We start from the raw sequence: 20,737 nt of genomic DNA, 5'->3' as shown, positions 1-20,737 counted from the left end.
TCCGGATGTTCCCGCAAGTGGGAGGGGCGGCCACCCCTTCGCCGCTTGACGTTGCCGGAACGGAACCTCAATACTTTTTGCAACCGGTTGCCGAACCCGAACCCCAGGAGTGGTGGAAGATCCGATGACACGAACACTGGTGACCGGGAGCGCCGGCCGGCTCGGGCGCAGCGTGGTCACCGCATTGGCGCAGGCCGGTCACGAGGTGATCGGGGTCGACGTCGCGCCGGGCACCCCCCCGGAGGCGGCCTCCACGCTGCCCGCCGACCTGACCGACCTCGGCCAGGCCTACGACGTGCTCGCCCGCTTCCGCCCCGACGTGGTGGTCCATTTGGCCGCCATCGCGACGCCGTTCAGCCGGCCCGAGGGCGTCATCTACCGGACCAACACCCAGCTCGCCTTCAACGTCTGCGAGGCGGCGAGCGGCACCGGGGTCGGCCGGGTGGTCATCGCCAGCAGCCCGACCGTCATCGGCTACGGCGCGCCCCGCGGGTGGGCGCCGCGCTACCTGCCGATCGACGAGGACCATCCGGCCGAGCCGTGGAACGCCTACAGCTTGTCGAAGCTGGTGGCCGAGCAGACCATGGCCGCCTTCGCGCGCGGCTCGGAGACCAGGTTCGCGGCCGTGCGGCCGTGCTTCGTGGTGGCCCCCGAGGAGTGGGCGGGCGCGCCCACCCAGTCCGGCCACACGATCGCCGAGCGGCTGGACCGGCCGGAGATCGCCGGGGTGTCGCTGTTCAACTACATCGACGCGCGCGACGCCTCCGACATGATCTCCGTGCTGATCGACCGCATGTGGGACGTGCCGAGCGGTGAGGTGTTCTTCGCCGGCGCGGCCGACGCCCTCGCCCGAGAGCCCCTGGCGGAGCTGCTGCCCGCCGTCAACCCCGCCACCGCGGCCGCCGCGGCCGCGCTGACCGGCACCGCCCCCGCCTTCTCCTCGGCCAAGGCCGAGCGGCTGCTGGGCTGGACCCCCAAGCGCGACTGGCGAACCGAACTGGAGATCGGATGAACCTCAGCGGGATCCTCTTCTTCCCGGTCACGCCGTTCGACGCCGAGGGGCGCCTGGCCGAGGAGGTGCTGGCCGAGCACATCAGGCGCGGCCTCGCGCACCGGCCGGGCGCGGTCTTCGTCGCCTGCGGCACCGGCGAGTTCCCCGCCCTGTCGGAGGCCGAGCACGAGGCGGCGGTCCGGGTGGCCGTCACGGAGGCGCGGGGCGAGACCCCGGTGCTGGCCGGCGCGGGCGGGCCGCTCGGCTCGGCGTTGCGCCAGGCGCGCGCGGCCCGCGACGCGGGGGCGGACGGGCTGCTGCTCATGCCGCCGTACCTGGCCATGGGGCCGCGCGAGGGCTTCACCGCGTACGTGCGGGCGGTCGCCGAGGTGCTGCCCGTGATCATCTACATGCGCGGCTCGGTGGTGCTCACCCCCGAGCAGGTGGTGGAGCTGGCCCGGATCCCCGGCGTCGTGGGCCTGAAGGACGGCCTGGGCGACATCGACCTCATCCAGCGCGTCGTCCTCGCCGTGCGGCGCGAGATCGGCCCGGGCTTCGCGTTCTTCAACGGGCTGCCGACGGCCGAGCTGACCATGGGCGCCTACCGCGGCATCGGCGTCGAGCTGTACTCCTCCGCGGTGTTCGCCTTCGCCCCGGAGATCGCCACCGCGTACCTCGCGGGCGCCGAGAGCCTGCTCACCGAGTTCTACGAGCCGCTCGTACGGCTGCGCTCCAAGGTCCCGGGGTACGCCGTCTCGCTGGTCAAGGCCGGGGTGCGGCTGACCGGCCTGGACGCGGGCCCGGTGCGGCCCCCGCTGGTGGACGCCGCCCCCGAGCACGTGGCCGAGCTGGAGGAGCTCATCCGGCACGGCAGGTCCGTCGCGGCCGCGCACGGCAGGACCACGGCGACGGCGGTGGGCCGGTGATCCGTGACCTGCGGGTGAGCGCCCGCACGGCCGCCCTGCCGCGGCCGTGGGGGCCCGACGTGCCCGTCAACCACGTGCTGGTCGTCGAGGTGGTCCTGGACGACGGGCGCGTCGGCACGGGCTTCTCCTGGACGCCGCAGATCGGCGCGCGGGCCGTGCAGGCGCTGCTGGAGCACGACGTCCGCGAGGCGGTCGCCGGCCTCGACCCGCACCCCGAGGTGGTGTGGGACCGGCTCTGGCGGCACCTGCGCGAGGCGGGCCCCGGCGGCGTCACCACCGTGGCGCTCGCGGGCGTGGACCTCGCGCTGTGGGACCTGCGGTGCGGCGAGCGCGGGATCGTGGACGTGCTCGGCCGGCGCAGGGACACCGTGCCGGTCTACGGCAGCGGCGTGAACCTGCACTACCCGCTGGAGGAGCTGGTCGCCCAGGCGGAGCGGTGGAAGGCCGCGGGCCACCCGGCCGTCAAGATCAAGGTGGGCAAGCCCGACCTGCGTGAGGACGTCGAGCGGGTGGCGGCGGTCCGCGAGGTGATCGGGCCGGACACGCTGCTGATGATCGACGCCAACCAGCGCTGGGACCTGCACCGGGCCCGGCGCGCGGTGGACGCGCTGGCGCCGTACGGACTGCACTGGCTGGAGGAGCCGCTGCCGGCCGACGACGTGGCCGCGCACGTGGAGCTGCGCCGGTCGGTGGACGTGCCGATCGCGGTCGGCGAGAACGTCTACACCGTCTACGGCTTCCGCGACCTGCTGACCGCGGGCGCCTGCGACGTGGTCCAGCCCAACGTGGTCCGGGTGGGCGGCATCACGCCGTTCCTGCGCATCACGGAGCTGGCCCGGGCGTTCGACGTGCCCGTCTACCCGCACCTGCTGCCCGACCTGTCGGCGCAGCTCGCGCTCACGCTGCCGCTGCCGTGCATGGCCGAGGAGGTCGAGGACGCCTCGTTCGCGGCCCTCGGGCTGCTGGAGGAGCCGTACCCGGTCCGGGTGAGCGGTGGGAAACTGAGCGTCGGAGAGCACCGGGGCCTCGGGCTCCGCTGGAGGTGAGCATGCGGGTCGTGCTGGCGGGCACGCGGGGATACGGCGCCCACTACCTGGAGCGGCTGCGGCACCTGCGGGACGTGGTCGAGCTGGCCGGCGTCTGCGACACCACGCCGCCGGAGCCGGGGGCGCTCGACGGGCTCGGCGAGCCGGAGTTCTCGGCCGACCTGCCCGAGTTGATCAAGCGGACCGGCGCGCGGATCGCGATCCTCGCCACGCCCATCCCGACGCACGCCGAGCTCACCCTGGCCGCGCTGGCCGCGGGGGCGCACGTGCTGGTGGAGAAGCCGACGGCGGCCACGCTGGCCGACTTCGACCGGATGGAGCGGGCCGCCGCCGAGGCCGGCCTGGCCTGCCAGGTGGGCTTCCAGAGCCTCGGGTCGGCGGCGATCCCGGCGGTGCGCGAGATGATCGCCTCGGGCGTCGTCGGCCGGGTCACCGGGATCGGCGTGGGCGGCTCCTGGCCGCGGCCCGCCTCCTACTTCACCCGCAGCCCCTGGGCGGGGCGGCGCCGGCTCGACGGCGTGGACGTCGTGGACGGGGCGCTGACCAACCCGTTCGCGCACGCGCTGGCGACCGCCCTCGCGGTGGCCGGGGCCGAGGAACGCGGCGCCGTCGAGGCGGTCGAGACCGAGCTGTTCCACGCCAACGCCATCGAGTCGGACGACACCTCCTCTGTCCGCGTCACGCCCGTGGGCGGGCCGCCGATCGTGGCCGCGGTGACGCTGTGCGCCGCCGAGCGGGACGAGCCGTACGTGGTCGTCCACGGGGAGCGGGGACGGATCCGGCTCACGTACACGCTGGACGAGGTCCAGGTGAACGACGAGCCCGTGCGGCGCTTCGGCCGGACCGACCTGCTGCGCAACCTGGTGGCGCACGTCGCCTCGGGCGAGGCGCTGCTCGTGCCGATCGGCAGGACCGGGGCGTTCATGGAGGTCATGGAGGCCATCCGGCTCGCGCCCGATCCGCTGCCGATCGACGGCGACCACCTCGACCGCTCCGGTGAGGGCGTGGTGCTGCCGGGCGTCGCCGACCTGGTCGACGCGAGCGCGGACCGGCTCGCGCTGTTCTCCGAGCTGGGCGCGTCCTGGGCGACGCCGCTGCTGGCGGGCGACAGGGTGGTCGCGGAGTACGTCACCCGGCCCGATCTGCCGCTCACCGAGTCGCCCCGGCCGTACCTCCACCCGGTGCGCACGCTGGGCGGGACCGTCGTGACCGAGGTCCGGCCGCAGGACCATCCCCACCATCTGGGGGCGGGCGTGGCCGTCACGGACGTGGGCGGGCGCAACTTCTGGGGCGGGCGCACGTACGTCCGCGACCAGGGGCCCACGTGGCTCGACAACCACGGCGTGCAGCGGCACGTGGCGTTCGAGGAGCGTGACGCGGCGGGCTTCGCCGAGACGCTGCTGTGGGAGCGGCCGGGCGAGGAGCCGGTCGTGCGCGAGGAGCGGACGGCCCGGGCGGTGCCGCTGTCGCGGGGCTGGGCGCTGCGCTTCTCGTTCACGCTGCGCAACCTCACCGGCTCGCCGCTGACCGTGCAGAGCTCGGCCACCAAGGGGCGGGCCGGCGCCGGGTACGGCGGCTTCTTCTGGCGAGCCCCCGCCGGGTCGCCGGGGCTGCGGGTCCTCACCGGCGAGGCCGAGGGCGAGCAGGCGGTGCACGGGTCGCGGGCGCCGTGGCTGGCGCTGGCCTCCGAGGACTGGACGCTGGTGTTCGCCCAGGACGACGACCCGTGGTTCGTCCGGGTCGCCGAGTATCCCGGGGTGGGCACGGCGCTCGCCTGGGACACGCCGCTGGTCTTCGACGACGTGCTGGCCCGCCGGGTCACCGTTGTCGTGGCCGACGGCCCTCTCGCGCCCGCCGACGTGCCCGTCCTGGTGGCCGAGGCCCTGGGCTGACCCTTCCACGCTCCCCTGCGCGCCCGGGCCCCGGGCTCAGGCGCCCAGCCGGCGCTCCAGCCACGCGAAGGCGTGCTCCTGCATGGGCACGGTGAACGCGTGCGGGGCGTCGAAGAAGACGCCCTCGTAGCCGCCCTCCGGGTACGCCCGGCAGATGATCTCGTGGGCCCGGCGCATCCCGGCCGGCGGGAACAGCTCGTCCCGCTCGCCGTACTGCACGAGGAGCGGCCCCGGGGCGCGGGAGGCGGCCAGGGACGGCCAGTCGCACACCCGCGACAGGCCGGGCGGGTAGAGCATCCACGTGTGCGAGGCGACGTGGCGGTCCAGCATGTCCCGGTACGACGACATCATGGCCACGACGGCGACCGCGGCGATCCCCGGGTCGAACGCCCCGAGCAGCGCGGCGCGCAGGCCGCCGCCCGACAGCCCCACGCAGCCCACCGGGCCGACGCCGGGCAGGGAGCGCAGGCAGGCCGCCGCGGCCAGGTCCTCCCCCGCCACCGCCCCGGCCAGCGACGTGCCGAGCAGCGTGCAGTACTTCTCCAGCAGGTGCTCGTGCAGCGCCGCCGCGCGGTCGTAACCGTCGGCCTCGGACAACCCCTCGGAGACGCCCCCGGCGGCCAGCGCCGCCACCGGCTCGGGCATGGCCTCCAGCGGGAAGCGGCGGCTGCCCCAGCCGAGGACGTCGTGGACCAGCACGGCGAAGCCGCGCCGGGCCAGCTCCCCGGCGTACGCGCGGCCGCCGTAGATCTGGCCGCGCAGCCGCGTCACCTCGGGGGACGGCGGCTCGGGGCCGTCGGCGACCTTCTCCTTGCCGGCGAACTTCATGCCGGCGTGGCAGTGCAGCGCGACGACGCCCGGCAGCGGGCCTGATGCGCCGCGCGGCCTGAGCAGGTACGCCCGGGTGCGCGGGCCGTAGCCGACCGACCAGGACAGCTCCTCGCCGGCGAGGTCGCCGGCGGTCCAGGAGCGCTCCACGCGGACGTCCTCGGCCGTGAGGTCGAGCACGCCGGCCGCCTCGCGGGCGGCCCGGCGCAGGGCCGGGCCCGGGGCGGCCTCGGGGAAGAGGCCGCGCCCGCGCGCGGCCACCTCGGCGAGGCCGGAGAACTCCCCGAGGTGCCGCAGCCCGGCCACCGGCTCCGGCGCGGGCTCAGGGACGGGGCCGGGGCCGGGGCCGGGGCCGGGGCCAGGCGACGGCTCAGGCATCGGCCAGGCTGGTGCCGTCCTCGGTGAGGGCGACGGGCAGGCCGGTCGCGGCCGAGCGGTTGGCGGCGACGCCCACCAGCACGCTGCGGATGCCGTCGCGGTAGCCGGCCGGGCGGCCGAGCGGGTCGTCGCCGGGGCCGCGGAAGACGTCGTTCAGCAGCAGGCGGTCGCCGCCGCCGTGGCCGCCCGCGCCGCGCTCGATCGTGATCTCCTCCGGCTGCTGCCAGTGACGGTGCAGCACGAGCTTCTCCCACGCGTCGGCCGCGTGCTCCTTGCTCGCGGCGCTCGGGTCGATGGCGGCCTGCGGCGGGGTCCAGGACCGCTCGCACACCTCCAGCTCGATACGGCCCTCGGTGCCGGTGAAGACGACGCGGTAACCCTCGAACGGGGCGTGCGCGGTGAGCGAGTAGGTGAGCATCGCCCGGTTGGCGTAGCGGACGAGGACCGCCATGTTGTCGTCGATGGTCACGCCGTCGGCGAAGACGTCCTGGTCGCGGATGTAGCCGTCCTCGTGCTCGGCGTCGAGGTAGAGGCGCTTGAGGCGGGGGTCGGCCGAGATGTCGAGCAGATACGGGTCGGTGCCGAGGCCCGGCGCGCCGTGCGAGCGCGCGGGACGCTCGCCCCGGGGCAGGGCCGTGCCGTAGAAGCGCAGGTCGGCCTGAGCGAACACCAGCTCGGGAGCCGCGCCGAGCCACCAGTTGACCAGGTCGAAGTGGTGGGTGGACTTGTGGACGAGCAGGCCGCCCGAGTTGGCGCGGTCGCGGTGCCAGCGGCGGAAGTAGTCGGCCCCGTGGATGGTGTCCAGGGCCCAGTCGAAGTGGACGGAGGTGACCTCGCCGATGGCGCCCTCACTGAGCAGGCGCTTCACCGCCGAGTTGCGCGGGGAGTAGCGGTAGTTGAAGGTCACCACCAGCTTGCCGGAGGCCCGCTCCGCCGCCTCGGCGATCGCGGCGCAGCTCTCGGCGTCGATGGTGAGCGGCTTCTCCACGATGACGTCCTTGCCGGCGTCCAGGGCGGCGCAGACGTAGCCGGCGTGGGTGGCGTCGACCGTGGTGACGACCACCGTGTCGGCCAGGTCGAGCAGCTTGCCGTACTCGTCGGGGCCGAAGCAGGGCACCTCCCGGCCGATGCGCTCGACGTAGTAGGCCATGCGGGTGCGGTTGGTGTCGCAGAGACCGGCGATGGTCCCGGCGTCGCTCCAGTCGCCCAGCAACGCGTCCACGTACATCTGGACGCGGTGACCGAGGCCGACGAAAGCGTACCTGGTGCTCAACTTGCTCTCCCCGAGATTCGAGATGTGGGGCCGGGGGCGCTCGTCCCCCGGCCCGTGATGCTGTGGCCGCCCCCTCGATCAGGGGCGGCCGGAGGGTCAGCCGGCGATGGCGGCGTTCGCCTCGGACAGGAACTTCTGGGCGCCCGCGTCCGGCGTGGTCTTGCCGAACAGGACCTCATCGGTGTTGCGCTTGAGGATGTCCTCCATCTGGAGGGCGCCCTTCGGCGGGGCGGTGATCGGGCTCAGCTCGCCCTTGATCTCGTCGATGAAGGTCAGGGTCCGCTGGTCGACCGGGGGCAGCTTGTCCTTGACGGCGGCCAGCACCTTGGAGTTGGTGGGCAGGCCGCGGTCGCTCAGCAGGATCGCGGCGGCGTCCGGGTCGTTGACCAGGAAGTCGATCAGCTTGGCGGCCTCGGCGGAGTGCTCGGTCTTGGCGGAGGCGGTGTAGTACATGGCCGGCTGGAGGAACATGCCGCCGCTGGTCGCGCCCTTCTGCCGGGGCATGCGCAGCAGCTCGAGCTCCTGGCCCGACGCCTTGGACAGGATGTTGAGCTGGTTGCTCCACCACATGCCCATCGCGCCGGCGTTGGTGGCCAGCAGCGACTGCTCGGGACCGGCGGTCAGCAGCTCGGCGCTCTTGGCCGGCTCGGGAGCCGCCTTCGTCGCGATGAGCTGCTGGCTGATGTTCCACCAGGCCTTGATCGTGTCGACCGAGAGGCCGATCTTGGTGCCGTCGTAGAACTTCTCACCGCGCTGGGCGGCGAAGACCTGCAGCCACGCCGGGTTGGGGTTGTACTCGGCGCCCATCGCGCCGCCGCCGGTGGTCGAGACCTGCTTGGCGAGGTTGATCCACTCGTCCCAGGTCCAGGTCTTGTCGTCGGGCAGCTTCTGCTTGGCCTTCTCCAGCACCGACGGGTTGGCCAGCATGGAGAAGGCGTTGACGCCCGTGGGGATGGCGAACTGCTTGCCGTCCACCTGGCCGCTGGTCAGCACCTGCTGGTCGAGGTCGGCGCTCGGGACCTTGCCGGCCAGGTCCGCCAGGGCGCCGCGACCGGCGTACTCGCTGAGGCCGCGGATCTCGATGCTCATGACGTCCGGGGCGTCGTTGGCCGCCAGCTTAGTCGCGAGCTTCTCGTAGTAGCTGTCCCAGTTGGAGAAGTCGCCCTCGACGTCGATGGTCGGGTTCTTCTCCTCGAACTTCTTCAGGGCCGCCTCGGTCAGCTTCTGGCGGGCGTCGCTGCCCCAGTAGGAGAAGACGATCTTCACCTTGTCGCCGGAGCCGCCGCTGTCGCCGCCGCTTCCGCCGCCACAGGCGCTGGCCGTCGTCATCACGGCCGCCGTCAAGACGGCAACCGTCCACATCTTCTTACGAGAGCCGAGACTCACAGCTCTACCTCCTCTAGGAGATTGCGGGGGGTGAAACGGCTACTTGAGGCCGGTGGTAGCCACACCGCGGATCAGGTACTTCTGGCCGGCCAGGAAGAACCCGAAGATGGGCCCGAGCGACACGATCGACATCGCGAACATCGGACCCCACGCCGACTCTCCGCTCGAGTCCAGGAACTGACGGAGGGCGACGGCCACCGTGAGGTTATCGCTGTTCGTCAGATACAGGTTCTGGCTGAAGAAGTCATTCCACGTCCAGATAAAGGTGAATATGCCGGTCGTGGCGAGGGCGGGCACGCACAGCGGAAGGATCACCTGCAGGAACACCCGCCAGTACCCGGCGCCGTCGATGGACGCTGCCTCGTCGAGCTCCCGGGGCAGGGTCCGGATGAACTGCACCATCAGGAAGATGAAGAACGCGTCCGTCGCCAGGAACTTCGGCACGACCAGCGGCCAGATCGTGTTGATCCAGTCCAGGTTCGAGAACAGGATGTACTGCGGCACGACCGTGACGTGGTGCGGCAGCATGATCGAACCCAGCATGACCGCGAACCACAGCTTCTTCAGCGGGAAGTTCAGCCGGGCGAACGCGTAGGCGGCCAGCGAGCAGGCGATGAGGTTGGCCAGCACGCTCAGGCCGGTGATGACGGCGGAGTTCCACAGGTAGTACCCGAACGAGTGCTTGAGCGCGTGCCAGCCGTTGGAGTAGTTCTCCAGCGTCACGGTGCTCGGCAGCAGCCCCGGCTCCCGGAAGATCAGCTCCTGTGGCTTGAGCGAGCTGGAGATCATCCACAGCAGCGGGTAGAGCATCAGCAGGCCGAAGCCCGCGAGCATGAGGTGCTTGAGCAGGCGGCCGCCCTTCCTCGGGCGGAAGAGGAACGGGACCGCGTTACTTCGTGTCGCCATAGAAGACCCAATACTTCGACGCGAGGAAATTCACGCCGGTCAGGCCGGCGATGATCAGCAGGAGAACCCAGGCCATGGCGGCCGCGTAGCCCATCTCGTAGCTCTTGAAGCCCTTGAGGTAGAGATAGAGCGTGTAGAAGAGCGTGGAGTCGACCGGTCCGCCGTTCCCGCCGCTCACGATGAACGACTGGGTGAACGACTGGAACGACTTGATGACCTCCAGGACGAGGTTGAAGAAGATGATCGGCGTCAGCAGCGGCAGCGTGATCGACCGGAACTGGCGCAGCCTGCTCGCGCCGTCCACCGAGGCGGCCTCGTAGTAGCTCTGGGGGATCTGCCGCAGCCCGGCCAGGAAGATGACCATGGGCGCGCCGAACGTCCACACGTGCAGGAGGATCAGCGTGCCGAGCGCGGTGTCGGGATCGGAGACCCAGCCGGGCCCCTCGATGCCGAAGATGCTCAGCACCGCGTTGAACAGGCCGTCCACGCCGAAGAGCTTGCGCCACAGGATGGCGATGGCGACGCTGCCGCCCAGCAGGGAGGGCAGGTAGTAGATCGAGCGGTAGAACGGCAGCCCGCGCAGGCCCCGGTCGAGCGCGAGGGCCAGGAGCAGCGCGAAGGCGAGCTGCAACGGCACCGACACGACGACGTATATGGTGGTCACCTTCAGCGAGGTGAGAAACCGGTCGTCCTGCGTGAACATCTTCACGTAGTTGTCGGTCCCGACCCACGAGCCCTCCTCCAGGAGGCTGTAGTCGGTGAACGACAGGTACAGCGAGGCCAGGATGGGCCCCACCGTGATGACGAACAGCCCCAGGAACCAGGGGGCGAGGAAGACGTAGGCCGTCAGGGCCTCACGCCTCCTGCGAGCGTTCACAGCCGGCGGCTGACGATGTCCCGCGGTTACGGACAGCGAATCAGACATGGATTCATGCATCCCTCATTCCAGGGCCTCCCCGGCACGGCGGGATCGGATAGCGCCTTCCTATAGGGGTGTGAAAAGTTTCGTCAACCCTTTGCAGGCGTTACAAACCCGTTACCGATATATCGCCAACCCGGAAACCCCAGTTCACAAGGGCAAAGCGCTGCGGGGAGAGCAGTTAACGTTTTGGGCTTCTGCGCGTTGGGACTACAACCGGTTGCATGTTTACGGACGCCTGGGGGTGGTTACGGACCGTGGCCGGCGGGAGCGGTGGCCCCCGCCGGTCAGGCCGCGCGGGTCACCACTTGCCGCCCAGCTCCTTCAGCGTGAAGACGCCGCCGGCCCGGTCGTGGAGGGGCTCGGTGAGGTCCGGCTCGCCCTGCTCGGCGAGGAGGGGAGCGGCGTACGCCTCCGAGTCGTCCTGGGAGACGTAGCCGATGGCGCGGGCCTCGTCGAGCGACCACCAGCGCCGGGTGTTGTCGGAGACGCCCCAGACGACGTGGTAGCCCGGCGCGGTGAACGCGGCCTCCACCAGCCGGGTCAGGTCGCCGGGCGAGATCCAGGTGGCCAGGCCGCGGGTGTCGCCGGACGCCTCGTTGCAGGTGCCGAGCCGGATCACGGTCACGTTCATGCCGAAGCGGTCGTGGTAGAGGCTGCCGAGCGCCTCCATGACGACCTTGCTGACGCCGTAGAAGGTGTCGGGGCGGGGAAAGGCGTAGTCGGGCAGGTCGGCGCCGCCGGGCGGGCGGGTGTGGAATCCGGCGGCGTGATGGCTGCCCATCATCACGACGTGCCGCACGCCCTCCTCCCGGGCGGCCTCCAGCAGCGCCTGGGTGCCGTCCATGTTGGCCCGCACGATGTCGGCCCACGGGTGCTCGCGGCTCTGGCCGCCGAGATGGAGCACGGCGTCGACGCCCTCCATGGCGGCGGCCATCGCGGCACGGTCGGCCAGGTCGGCCGTCACCTCCTCCTCGCCGGAGCCGGGCGCCGGGTCGACCGGCCGGAGGTCGGACAGGCGGAGGACACGGCCCTCACGGGCCAGGCGGGGGCGGAGCAGCGTGCCGACCTTGCCGGCCGCGCCGGTCATGAGAATGCGCATGACCCCCTTGTACACAACCGTGCCTCAAATTCACATTCTTGAATCTTGACCGTGATCTGGGTCACTCGTTACGTTCACACGGACGAGCTTCACATGGGCGACACTCGTCCACGTTTGTGAACAGGAGGCGGTCTTATGTCACGCCAACTGCTCGGGGTCGCGCTCGCGGCGACCCTGGCCGTAACGATGACAGGCTGCGGCTCCGGGGGATCCGGCTCGGGCGACGACCCGTTGGAGATCTGGATCAGGCAGGCGCCTGACTCCGCCTCCGCCAAGACGGCCGTCAAGCTCGGCGACGCCTTCACCAAGGCCAGCGGGATCAGGACCAAAGTGGTCGCGATCTTCGACGACTTCGAGACGAAGCTGCAGCAGCAGGCGGCGCAGCGCAAGCTGCCGGACATCGTCGTCAACGACACCGCGCAGCTCGGCAACATGCACACCCAGGGCTGGGTGCGCGAGGTGGACAGGGCCAAGCTCGCCGGCGGCGACAAGCTGTCCGACCTCGCCTGGAAGGCGGCCCAGGGCGGCGACGGCAAGTACTACGCCGTGCCGTTCTCCGCCCAGGCGTTCGCGCTCGTCATCCGCAAGGACTGGCGGGAGAAGGTCGGCCTCGACACGCCGAAGACGTGGGAGGACCTCACGAAGCTCGCCCAGGCGTTCACCGACAAGGACCCCGACGGCAACGGCCAGAAGGACACGGCCGGCCTCGTCATCCCCGGCGGCACCAAGCGCGGCTACGCCTCCTGGTACGCCTCCTCCCTCATCTACGCCAACGGCGGCGACTTCGTGAAGGCGACCGGCCCCGGCAAGTTCACCGCCGCGGTCAACGACCCCAAGACGGTCGAGGCCGTGCAGTACCTCCAGGACCAGTTCTGCAAGACCAAGACGGTCAACCCCGGCGCGGTCAGCAACGACACGACCGTCACCCACGAGGTGTTCGAGAAGGGCCAGGGCGGCATCTACCTGGTCGGCCCGTACGTGCTGGCCCGTTTCGTCAAGAACGTCGGCACCGACAAGATCGAGGTCGTCCCGGTCCCCAAGGGCCCGTCCGGCGGTCCCGGCACCCTCGGCGAGGGCGAGAACGTCTACCTCATGGCCGGCTCGGACAACGAGGAGGGGCAGCGCAAGTTCGCCGAGTTCGCCTCCTCCCCCGACGGCCAGCGGATCGGCATGAACAAGGACGCCGACGGCGTCATCGTCCGCCTGCCGGTCAACACCCAGGTCGACATGGGCGCCGAGCGGCAGGACCCGCGCTGGAAGGTCTTCCAGGAGTCCTACGCCAACGCCGTCTACGCGCCGCCGGTGCCGAACTGGGCGCCCATCCGGCAGACCTCGGCCGACGCGATCAACACGGTGTGGGCCGACTGCTCCGCCGACGTCAAGAGGGCGATGGAGACCCTGAACACGAAGCTGAACCAGGAACTGCAGTCCCAGAAGGCCTCCTGAGCATGGGCCCGAGCGTGACGCTGACGCCGGCGCCGCCCACCGCGGCGACCCCACGCCGCCGCCCCGGGCGGGCGCCGCGGCGGGGGACGCTCGTCGCGTGGGCGTTCCTGGCGCCCGCCCTGCTGCTGTTCCTCTACTTCAAGTTCATCCCCATGGCCAAGGGCCTGGTGATGAGCTTCCAGGAGATCCGCTACATCGACAGCACGTGGGTGGGCCTCGACAACTACCGCACGATCCTCACCGACGAGGCGTTCACCTCGGCGATCCGGCACAGCGTGGTGCTGGCCCTCGGCACCACGGCCGGCTCGCTCGTGCTCGGGCTGGGGCTGGCCCTGCTCATCGAGGGGCCGGCCCGCTACCTGTGGTTCGTCAGGACCGCCGCGTTCCTCCCGGTCGTGACCACGATGGCGGTCGTGGCCGAGGTGTGGCGGATCATGTACCACCCGGCCGACACCGGCATGGTCAACAGCATCCTCGGCTGGTTCGGCGGGGACCCGCAGCCCTTCCTCGCCAGCGAGCACTCCTCACTGCTGTCGATCATGGGCATGAGCATCTGGCGCGGCACGCCGTACGACATGATGATCTTCCTGGCGGGGCTCGTGGGCGTGGACCGCTCGCTCTACGAGGCCGCCGCCGTGGACGGCGCGTCCACCTGGAAGCGGCTGCGGCACATCACGCTGCCGGCGCTGCGGCCGGTGTTCTGGATCCTTTTCACCCTGGCGGCCATCCGCGGCCTGCGGGTCTTCGTCGAGGTGTACGTCCTGACCAACGGCGGGCCGAACGGCTCCTCCGAGGTGCTCATGACCCTCATCTACAAGCTCGGCTTCCAGAAGGGCGACCTCGGCGTGGCCTCGGCGGGCGGCATCCTGCTGTTCCTGGCCACGCTGCTGCTCACCGTCCTGGTCCAGGTCATGCGCAGGAGGCAGGCGGCATGATGCGATTCGACAGCGCCCTCGGCCTGGAGGCGCGCCGGGGGCCGGTCGCGACCGCCGTGAAGGTCGTCGTCCACACCGGCATGGTCCTCGTCTTCACCGGCCCGCTGATCGGCCTGCTGGTCAGCGCGTTCAGCCGGACGCTCGACCCGACCAGCTTCTCGCTGTGGCCCGACGGGTTCACCCTCGACAACTTCGTCCAGGCGGCCGACAAGAACGTCTACGGCTACCTGCTCAACTCGTTCGTGGTCGTCGGGTTCGGCCTGCTGCTGCAGATGCTCGTCAGCGTCTTCGCCGCCTACTCCCTGTCGCGCAAGAAGTTCCGCGGCATGGCGGTCGTCATGCTCGTCATGCTGGCCACGATGATGCTGCCCGAGGAGATCATCGCGATCCCGCTGTCGCTGGTGCTGGCCGACCTGCCGCTCCTCCACACCGACCTCATCGGCACGTACGCGGGGATGATCCTGCCGGTCGGCGCCTGGGGCTTCTCCATCCTCGTCATGACCGAGTTCATGAAGGAGGTGCCGGTCGAGCTGGAGGAGGCCGCGCGCATCGACGGGGCGGGCGAGCTGCGCACGTTCTTCACCATCATCCTGCCGCTGTGCCGGCCGGCCCTCGGCGTGATCGGGGTCTTCGGCTTCACGATGATCTGGGACCAGTACCTGCTGCCCCTGATCGTGGCGCCGGAGCCCGGCATGTGGACGCTGCCGGTCGCGCTACGCTCGCTGCGCTCCGACGAGGAGGTGGGCATCGGCGTGCTGCTCGCCGCCTCGCTGCTGGCGCTGCTGCCGTCGATCGTCGCGTTCCTGGCCTTCCAGCGGCAGTTCATGCGCGGCCTGACAAGCGGCGCCGTCAAGGGTTAAGTGTTCATGTACGTGGACGGCATCCAATATTCTGAACGTGTGGAGCGTCGCCGAGATGGGATGAACATGGAGCCGCAGCTCGTCAAGTCCGCCGAACGGACCGTCCGGATCCTGGAGGCCCTGGCCGCCTCGCCGGACACCCTGACGCTGGCCGAGCTCCAGCAACGCACCGGCTTCCCGCGCAGCAGCCTGCACGCGCTCATGCGCACGCTCGTGGAGCTCAAGTGGGTCGAGACCGACTCGGGCCGAGGGGCGTTCGGCATCGGGCCGCACGCGCTGCTGACCGGCACGGCCTACCTCGACAAGGACCCGGCGCTGCCGTTCGCGCAGCAGACCCTGGAGGACCTGCGCGCGGAGATCGGCCAGACCGTCCATTTCGCGCGCCGCGACGAGGCCCACGTGATCTACCTGGCGACCCGCGAGTCGCGCGACGCGCACCACGTGGTCCCGCGGGTGGGCCGGCGCCTGCCCGCCCACGTCACCGCGCTCGGGCAGGCGCTGCTGGCGCAGCTCACGGACGACGAGGTGGCCGCTCTCCTGCCCGATCCTCTGACGTCGATGACCCAGCACACGATCACCGACCTGGCCAAGCTCACCGGCGAGCTCGACCAGGTCCGCACCCGCGGCTTCGCCTACGAGCGCGAGCAGGGCACGCCCGGCGTCGCCTGCGTGGCGGTGGCCGTCGACTACCGCATCCCCGCCACGGACGCGATCAGTTGCTCGATGGCGGCCGGGCTGCCGCCCGCCGAGGTCGAGAGGGTCACCGACGCGGTGATCACCCACACCCGCAAGCTGGCCGCCACTCTCCGGCGGGAGGGCATCCGCTAGAAAGGACCGTTCATGCGGCTCGATGGTGTTCTCTTCTTTCCCGTGACCCCCTTCGGGGCCGCTGGCGGCATCGCCGAGGACGTCCTCGCCGAGCACGTCGCCGGCGGGGTCGCGGCCGGGGCGGGAGGAGTGTTCGCCGCCTGCGGCACGGGCGAGTTCAACGCGCTCGACCTCCCCGAGCACCGCGCGGTGGTGCGCACCGCCGTGACCGCCGCCGCCGGACGCGTCCCCGTGTTCGCCGGGGCGGGCGGCGTGCCGGCCACGGCCAGGGCCACCGCCCGGGCCGCGGCCGACGAGGGTGCCGACGGGCTGCTGGTCATGCCGCCGTACCTCGTCAGCGCGCCGCCCGGCGGCCTGGTGCACTACGTCCGCGAGGTGACCCGGGAGACGGGGCTGCCCGCCGTCGTCTACCAGCGGGGCACGGCGCGCTTCACCCCGGCCGCGGTGGCCGAGCTGGCGCGGCTGCCCGAGGTGATCGGGTTCAAGGACGGGCTGGGCGACTTCGACCTGCTCCAGCGCATCATCCTGACCGTGCGCCGATCCACCGACCGGCCGTTCACCTTCTTCAACGGCCTGCCCACGGCCGAGCTGACCGTGCCCGCCTACCGGGGGATCGGGGTGACGCTGTACTCCAGCGCCGTGTTCGCGTTCGCGCCGGAGATCGCGCTGGCCTTCCACGACGCCGTGACGGCCGGCGACGAGGAGTGCTCCCGCCGCCTGCTGACCTCCTTCTACCTGCCGCTGGTGGAGCTGCGCGACCTGGTGCCCGGGTACGCGGTGTCGCTGGTCAAGGCCGGGGTGCGGCTGCGGGGGACGGACGTGGGCGGGGTACGGGCACCGCTGGTGGACCCGTCGCCGGAGCACGTGGCGCGGCTGGAGAAGATCCTCGCGGCCGGCCTGGAGATCGCCGGGGCCTGACTCCGCCCATTGACATCCCTCTTCCCTCGACCCTACGTTTTTGGGAGCGCTTCCATCGAAGCGCTTCGACATCCAGCAGGAGGGCCGCCCACGGCCCGCCTCCGCCAGCCGTACCGGCGACGAGACGGGAGCGTGTGCATGGCAGGGCGACCCACCGCGCCCCGCGACGGGCGCCCGGACATCGGCTCCGGCGGACGCGCGAGCCTCCGCGGCGGGCGGCCGGGCATCCACACCCTGACCGCCGGGCGCGGCCTGCTCTTCGGCGGCGACTACAACCCCGAGCAGTGGCCCGAGCACGTCTGGGCGGAGGACGTCGAGCTGATGCGGGCCGCCGGGGTCAACCTGGTCACCGTCGGCGTCTTCAGCTGGGCGCGCATCGAGCCCCAGCCCGGCGCGCGGGACTTCGGCTGGCTGGACCGGGTGCTCGGCCTGCTCGCGGCGGCGGGGATCGCCGTGGACCTGGCCACCCCCACCGCCTCGCCGCCGCCGTGGCTCGGTCACCGGCACCCCGAGACGCTGCCGGTCGACGAGTCCGGGCACCGGCTCTGGTACGGCGCGCGCAACCAGTTCTGCCCCTCCTCCCCCGTCTACCGGGAGCGGGCCCTGGCCCTCGTCACCGACCTCGCCGACCGCTACGCCGGGCACCCGGCGCTCGCCCTGTGGCACGTCGGCAACGAGTACGGCCAGGTCTGCCACTGCGACGTCTCGGCCGAGGCGTTCCGGGCCTGGCTGCGCGAGCGCCACGGCGACCTCGACGGCCTGAACGAGGCGTGGGGCACCACGTTCTGGAGCCAGCGCTACGGCGACTGGGCCGAGATCATCCCGCCGCGCCGCGCCCCGTACCTCGTCAACCCCACGCAGCGGCTCGACTGGGCGCGCTTCTGCTCCGACGCCCTGCTGGAGCACTACCGCGCCGAACGCGACGTCCTGCGCGAGCGCACCCCCGGCGTCCCCGTCACGACGAACTTCATGGGCCTGTTCAAGCCGGTGGACTCCTGGCGGTGGGCGCCCGAGGAGGACATCGTCGCCAACGACTGGTACCCGGACCCCGCCGACCCGCTGTTCCCGGTACGGGCCGCGCTCACCCACGACCTGACCCGCTCGCTCGGCGGCGGCCGGCCCTGGCTGCTGCTGGAGCAGGCCGCCTCGGCGGTCAACTGGCGCCCGCACAACCCGCCCAAGGCCGCCGGGCAGCTCCGGCTGGAGTCGCTGCAGGCCGTGGCCCGCGGCGCCGACGGTTCCTGCTACTTCCAGTGGCGGGCCTCCCGCTTCGGCGCCGAGCGCTTCCACTCCGCGATGCTGCCGCACGCCGGCCCCGACACCCGGCTGCACGCCGAGGTCCGCGCGCACGGCGCCGAGCTGCGCAGGCTCGCCGAGGTGGCCGGGCAGCCGGTGCCCGCCCAGGTCGCCCTCGTGCACGACTGGCCGAGCTGGTGGGCGATGGAGGAGGCCGGGCGGCCCAGCGACCGGCTCACCGTGCCCGGCCAGCTCCTCGCCTACTACCGGCCGCTGTGGGAACGCGGGGTGGCGGTGGACCTGGTGCCGCCGTCGGCGGACCTGTCCGGCTACGCGCTGACCGTGGTGCCGAACCTGTACCTGGTGAGCGACGAGGACGCCGAGGCGCTGACCGCGTACGTCCGCGACGGCGGCGTGCTCGTCGTCGGCCCCTTCTCCGGCGTCGCCGACCCGGACGGGCACATCCGCACCGGCCGGTTCCCCGCCCCGCTGCGCGACGTGCTCGGCGCCTCCGGCGAGGAGTGGCGGCCCGCCCCCGAGGACCGGCCGGTGCGCTGCGCCTGGGCGGACGGCGCCCCCTTCGAGGCCCACACATGGACCGAGCTGATGCGGGCCGAGGGAGCCGAGCCGGTGGCCGTCTTCACCGACGGCGACCTGGCCGGGGAACCCGCGGTGCTGCGGCACCGCGCCGGGGCCGGGACCGCGTGGTACGTGGCCACCCTTCCGGACCACGACGCGCTGGCCGAGCTGACCGGCCGGGCGCTCGCCGACGCGGGCGTGACCGGAGCGCTGCCCGGACCGCCGCCGCCAGGCGTGGAGGCGGTGCGCCGCGGCCCCGTCCTGTTCCTGCTCAACCACGGCGCCCAGGAGGCTCGGGTGCCCCTCGCCGGGCCGGCCGAGGACCTGCTGACGGGGGTGCGTGCCGAGGACGTGGTGACGCTCGCCCCGCGCGCCGTCGCCGCGCTGCGCACCGTCGCCGCGCCGCGCGCCTGAGGCCTGTCCGGGATCTCCCACGTATCTCCATCGGTCCCATCGGTTCGGCCCCCTCACGGAACGGAAGGCCATGACGTTCGAAGACGGCCACCGGCGGATGCGCCCCGGCGTGCGGGGCGCGTACGCCACCGCGGCGCACGACGTGACCGCCCACACCGGAGCGCTGCGGGTACCGGCCACCGTCCTCCCTGACCCTGCCCGCCTGGGAACCCCCGCCGTCCCACTCCCCGACCCGCCGCCTTCCCGGGAACCCCCGCGGGCGGGTTCGCGGGACCCGCCCGCGGGGTGCGCGCCACCGTCGGCGCCGGCGCCTCCGAACGCCAGATCGTCCTCGACGTCCCCCACCCCAAGGAGTGAACCCCTCGATGCCGACCACCCCTGCCCGCACCTTCCCCGAGAACTTCCTGTGGGGCACGGCCACCGCCGCCTACCAGGTGGAGGGCGCCGCCGCCGAGGACGGCCGCGGACCGTCGATCTGGGACACCTTCTCCCACACCCCCGGCCGCGTCGACGACGGCGACACCGGTGACGTCGCCTGCGACCACTACCACCGGCTGGAGGAGGACCTCGGCATCCTCGCCCGGCTGGGCGTCGGCGCCTACCGGTTCTCCATCTCCTGGCCCCGGGTGCTGCCCGGCGGCGGCGGCCGGCTCAACCAGCGCGGCCTCGACTTCTACGCCCGGCTCGTGGACGGGCTGCTGGAGCGCGGCATCGCCCCGGTCGCCACCCTCTACCACTGGGACCTGCCCCAGGAGCTGGAGGACGCCGGGGGCTGGCCGCACCGCGACACGGCGCTGCGCTTCGCCGAGTACGCCCACCGGATGGGCGAGGCCCTCGGCGACCGCGTCCACACCTGGATCACGCTCAACGAGCCGTGGTGCTCCGCCTACCTCGGTTACGCCTCCGGCGTGCACGCGCCCGGCCGTACCGACCCGGCCGACGCGCTGGCCGCCGTCCACCACCTCAACCTCGGGCACGGGCTCGCCGTCCAGGCCCTGCGCGCCACCGCCGCGCCGCAGGCGCGGATGGCCGTCACGCTCAACCTGCACCACGTGCGCGGCGTCTCCGAGCGGGACGCCGAGGCGGTGCGGCGCGTCGACGCGCTGGCCAACCGGGCCTTCCTCGGGCCGATGCTCGACGGCGCCTACCCGCGCGACCTCATCGAGGCCACGGCCTCCATCACGGACTGGGCGTTCGTCCGCGACTCCGACGAGGCCACCGCGTGCCAGCCGCTGGACCTGCTGGGCGTCAACTACTACAACCCGGTGCTGGTCCGCGGGTGGGACGGGCGGACGTCCCGGGAGACGGCCGACGGGCACGCCGACGGCTCCGCCTCACCGTGGATCGCCTGCGAGGACGTCGAGTTCGTCCAGCAGCCCGGTCCGTACACCGAGATGGGGTGGAACATCGACGAGACGGGCCTGACCGAGCTGCTGCTGCGGTTGCACGGCGACTACCCGGCGCTGCCCCTGGTGATCACCGAGAACGGGGCGGCGTTCGCCGACGCCCCCGACGCGGACGGCCGGGTCCGCGACGAGCGGCGCGTCGACTACCTGCGCCGTCACCTGACAGCGGTCGCGGACGCGATCGACGCTGGGGCGGACGTGCGGGGATACTTCGTGTGGTCGCTGATGGACAACTTCGAGTGGGCGCGCGGCTACGCCAAGCGGTTCGGGATCGTGCACGTGGACCGGGAGACGCTGAACCGGACCTGGAAGGACAGCGCCCACTGGTTCCGGGACCTGGTCGCGACCGGCACGGTGCCCGACCCGTCGTGACCCCGGCCGGCGGCACTTGGGCCGGGACCGGCACTTGAGCCCCTCCAGATCCTTAGAAACACACACCTCCGGGGAAGGCCCTCCTCAGAGGGTGCT

General features: G+C 72.2%; 17 protein-coding genes. 11 read left to right on the top strand and 6 right to left on the bottom strand.

The window, feature by feature from the left end; genetic code table 11:
- The first annotated feature begins 124 nt into the window (after positions 1-124).
- The 4 genes from AB0H81_RS09290 to AB0H81_RS09275 are packed head-to-tail and all read left to right on the top strand — an operon-like array spanning position 125 to position 4,855.
- Entirely contained in the window at positions 125-1,012 is an 888-nt protein-coding gene (locus AB0H81_RS09290) for an NAD(P)-dependent oxidoreductase (protein ID WP_358371476.1), read from the top strand.
- A complete protein-coding gene (locus AB0H81_RS09285) occupies positions 1,009-1,917 on the top strand; it encodes a 5-dehydro-4-deoxyglucarate dehydratase (protein ID WP_358371472.1) in 909 nt (302 codons plus the stop codon). Before AB0H81_RS09290 ends, AB0H81_RS09285 begins: the two co-directional genes overlap by 4 nt.
- Positions 1,914-2,963 (top strand): mandelate racemase/muconate lactonizing enzyme family protein, encoded by a 1,050-nt coding sequence (locus AB0H81_RS09280; protein ID WP_358371469.1) that lies wholly within the window; start codon positions 1,914-1,916, stop codon positions 2,961-2,963. Before AB0H81_RS09285 ends, AB0H81_RS09280 begins: the two co-directional genes overlap by 4 nt.
- Before the next feature lie 2 nt (positions 2,964-2,965).
- A complete protein-coding gene (locus AB0H81_RS09275) occupies positions 2,966-4,855 on the top strand; it encodes a DUF6807 family protein (RefSeq protein ID WP_358371466.1) in 1,890 nt (629 codons plus the stop codon).
- 36 nt (positions 4,856-4,891) lie between these two features.
- On the opposite strand, the gene AB0H81_RS09270 is transcribed toward AB0H81_RS09275, so the two are convergent.
- The 6 genes from AB0H81_RS09270 to AB0H81_RS09245 form a co-directional block, all read right to left on the bottom strand.
- Positions 4,892-6,061, bottom strand: coding sequence for a hypothetical protein (locus AB0H81_RS09270; protein ID WP_358371464.1), 1,170 nt, complete (start codon positions 6,059-6,061; stop codon positions 4,892-4,894).
- Positions 6,054-7,334, bottom strand: a complete 1,281-nt coding sequence (locus AB0H81_RS09265) for a Gfo/Idh/MocA family oxidoreductase (protein ID WP_358371460.1) — start codon at positions 7,332-7,334, stop codon at positions 6,054-6,056. Before AB0H81_RS09265 ends, AB0H81_RS09270 begins: the two co-directional genes overlap by 8 nt.
- Before the next feature lie 96 nt (positions 7,335-7,430).
- Complete coding sequence (locus AB0H81_RS09260) at positions 7,431-8,678, bottom strand: extracellular solute-binding protein (protein WP_358371457.1); 1,248 nt, start codon at positions 8,676-8,678, stop codon at positions 7,431-7,433.
- Positions 8,679-8,759: 81 nt separating this feature from the next.
- Positions 8,760-9,626 carry a carbohydrate ABC transporter permease gene (locus AB0H81_RS09255; RefSeq protein ID WP_358371454.1) on the bottom strand — a complete coding sequence of 289 codons (867 nt, stop codon included), beginning with the start codon at positions 9,624-9,626 and terminating at the stop codon, positions 8,760-8,762.
- A complete protein-coding gene (locus tag AB0H81_RS09250) occupies positions 9,610-10,503 on the bottom strand; it encodes a sugar ABC transporter permease (RefSeq protein ID WP_358371451.1) in 894 nt (297 codons plus the stop codon). Before AB0H81_RS09250 ends, AB0H81_RS09255 begins: the two co-directional genes overlap by 17 nt.
- Positions 10,504-10,846: 343 nt before the next feature.
- Positions 10,847-11,647, bottom strand: a complete 801-nt coding sequence (locus AB0H81_RS09245) for an NAD(P)-dependent oxidoreductase (protein ID WP_358371448.1) — start codon at positions 11,645-11,647, stop codon at positions 10,847-10,849.
- Positions 11,648-11,782: 135 nt separating this feature from the next.
- Between AB0H81_RS09245 and AB0H81_RS09240 the strand changes: the two genes are divergently transcribed.
- The 7 genes from AB0H81_RS09240 to AB0H81_RS09210 all read left to right on the top strand — a co-directional run bounded on the left by AB0H81_RS09240 (position 11,783) and on the right by AB0H81_RS09210 (position 20,641).
- The gene (locus tag AB0H81_RS09240; RefSeq protein ID WP_358371445.1) at positions 11,783-13,093 is read left to right on the top strand and encodes a sugar ABC transporter substrate-binding protein; all 1,311 of its coding nucleotides are present in this window, start codon (positions 11,783-11,785) and stop codon (positions 13,091-13,093) included.
- Positions 13,094-13,107: 14 nt separating this feature from the next.
- Positions 13,108-14,028: a sugar ABC transporter permease gene (locus AB0H81_RS09235; RefSeq protein WP_358371442.1), complete on the top strand. Its 921-nt coding sequence runs from the start codon at positions 13,108-13,110 to the stop codon at positions 14,026-14,028.
- On the top strand, positions 14,025-14,888 hold the full coding sequence (locus AB0H81_RS09230) for a carbohydrate ABC transporter permease (protein ID WP_358371441.1): 864 nt from the start codon (positions 14,025-14,027) through the stop codon (positions 14,886-14,888). Before AB0H81_RS09235 ends, AB0H81_RS09230 begins: the two co-directional genes overlap by 4 nt.
- Before the next feature lie 39 nt (positions 14,889-14,927).
- Positions 14,928-15,716: an IclR family transcriptional regulator gene (locus tag AB0H81_RS09225; protein WP_358371438.1), complete on the top strand. Its 789-nt coding sequence runs from the start codon at positions 14,928-14,930 to the stop codon at positions 15,714-15,716.
- A gap of 12 nt (positions 15,717-15,728) precedes the next feature.
- Positions 15,729-16,634, top strand: coding sequence for a 5-dehydro-4-deoxyglucarate dehydratase (locus AB0H81_RS09220; protein WP_358371436.1), 906 nt, complete (start codon positions 15,729-15,731; stop codon positions 16,632-16,634).
- A 138-nt stretch (positions 16,635-16,772) separates the two neighbouring features.
- Positions 16,773-18,863: a beta-galactosidase gene (locus tag AB0H81_RS09215; protein WP_358371433.1), complete on the top strand. Its 2,091-nt coding sequence runs from the start codon at positions 16,773-16,775 to the stop codon at positions 18,861-18,863.
- A 365-nt stretch (positions 18,864-19,228) separates the two neighbouring features.
- Complete coding sequence (locus tag AB0H81_RS09210; protein WP_358371430.1) at positions 19,229-20,641, top strand: GH1 family beta-glucosidase; 1,413 nt, start codon at positions 19,229-19,231, stop codon at positions 20,639-20,641.
- Positions 20,642-20,737 lie beyond the last annotated feature (96 nt).

This window comes from Nonomuraea sp. NPDC050691 (genome assembly GCF_040654455.1).
In the GTDB taxonomy this organism is placed as follows: domain Bacteria; phylum Actinomycetota; class Actinomycetes; order Streptosporangiales; family Streptosporangiaceae; genus Nonomuraea.
This window is presented reverse-complemented; position numbering and strand designations above follow the sequence as displayed.

Bases quoted from the DNA above. Each gene is read 5' to 3' on its own strand.
- AB0H81_RS09290 (WP_358371476.1), top strand. From the start codon at position 125: ATGACACGAACACTGGTGACCGGGAGCGCCGGCCGGCTCGGGCGCAGC.
- AB0H81_RS09285 (WP_358371472.1), top strand. From the start codon at position 1,009: ATGAACCTCAGCGGGATCCTCTTCTTCCCGGTCACGCCGTTCGACGCC.
- AB0H81_RS09275 (WP_358371466.1), top strand. From the start codon at position 2,966: ATGCGGGTCGTGCTGGCGGGCACGCGGGGATACGGCGCCCACTACCTG.
- AB0H81_RS09270 (WP_358371464.1), bottom strand. From the start codon at position 6,061: ATGCCTGAGCCGTCGCCTGGCCCCGGCCCCGGCCCCGGCCCCGGCCCC.
- AB0H81_RS09255 (WP_358371454.1), bottom strand. From the start codon at position 9,626: ATGGCGACACGAAGTAACGCGGTCCCGTTCCTCTTCCGCCCGAGGAAG.
- AB0H81_RS09245 (WP_358371448.1), bottom strand. From the start codon at position 11,647: ATGCGCATTCTCATGACCGGCGCGGCCGGCAAGGTCGGCACGCTGCTC.
- AB0H81_RS09240 (WP_358371445.1), top strand. From the start codon at position 11,783: ATGTCACGCCAACTGCTCGGGGTCGCGCTCGCGGCGACCCTGGCCGTA.
- AB0H81_RS09230 (WP_358371441.1), top strand. From the start codon at position 14,025: ATGATGCGATTCGACAGCGCCCTCGGCCTGGAGGCGCGCCGGGGGCCG.
- AB0H81_RS09220 (WP_358371436.1), top strand. From the start codon at position 15,729: ATGCGGCTCGATGGTGTTCTCTTCTTTCCCGTGACCCCCTTCGGGGCC.
- AB0H81_RS09215 (WP_358371433.1), top strand. From the start codon at position 16,773: ATGGCAGGGCGACCCACCGCGCCCCGCGACGGGCGCCCGGACATCGGC.
- AB0H81_RS09210 (WP_358371430.1), top strand. From the start codon at position 19,229: ATGCCGACCACCCCTGCCCGCACCTTCCCCGAGAACTTCCTGTGGGGC.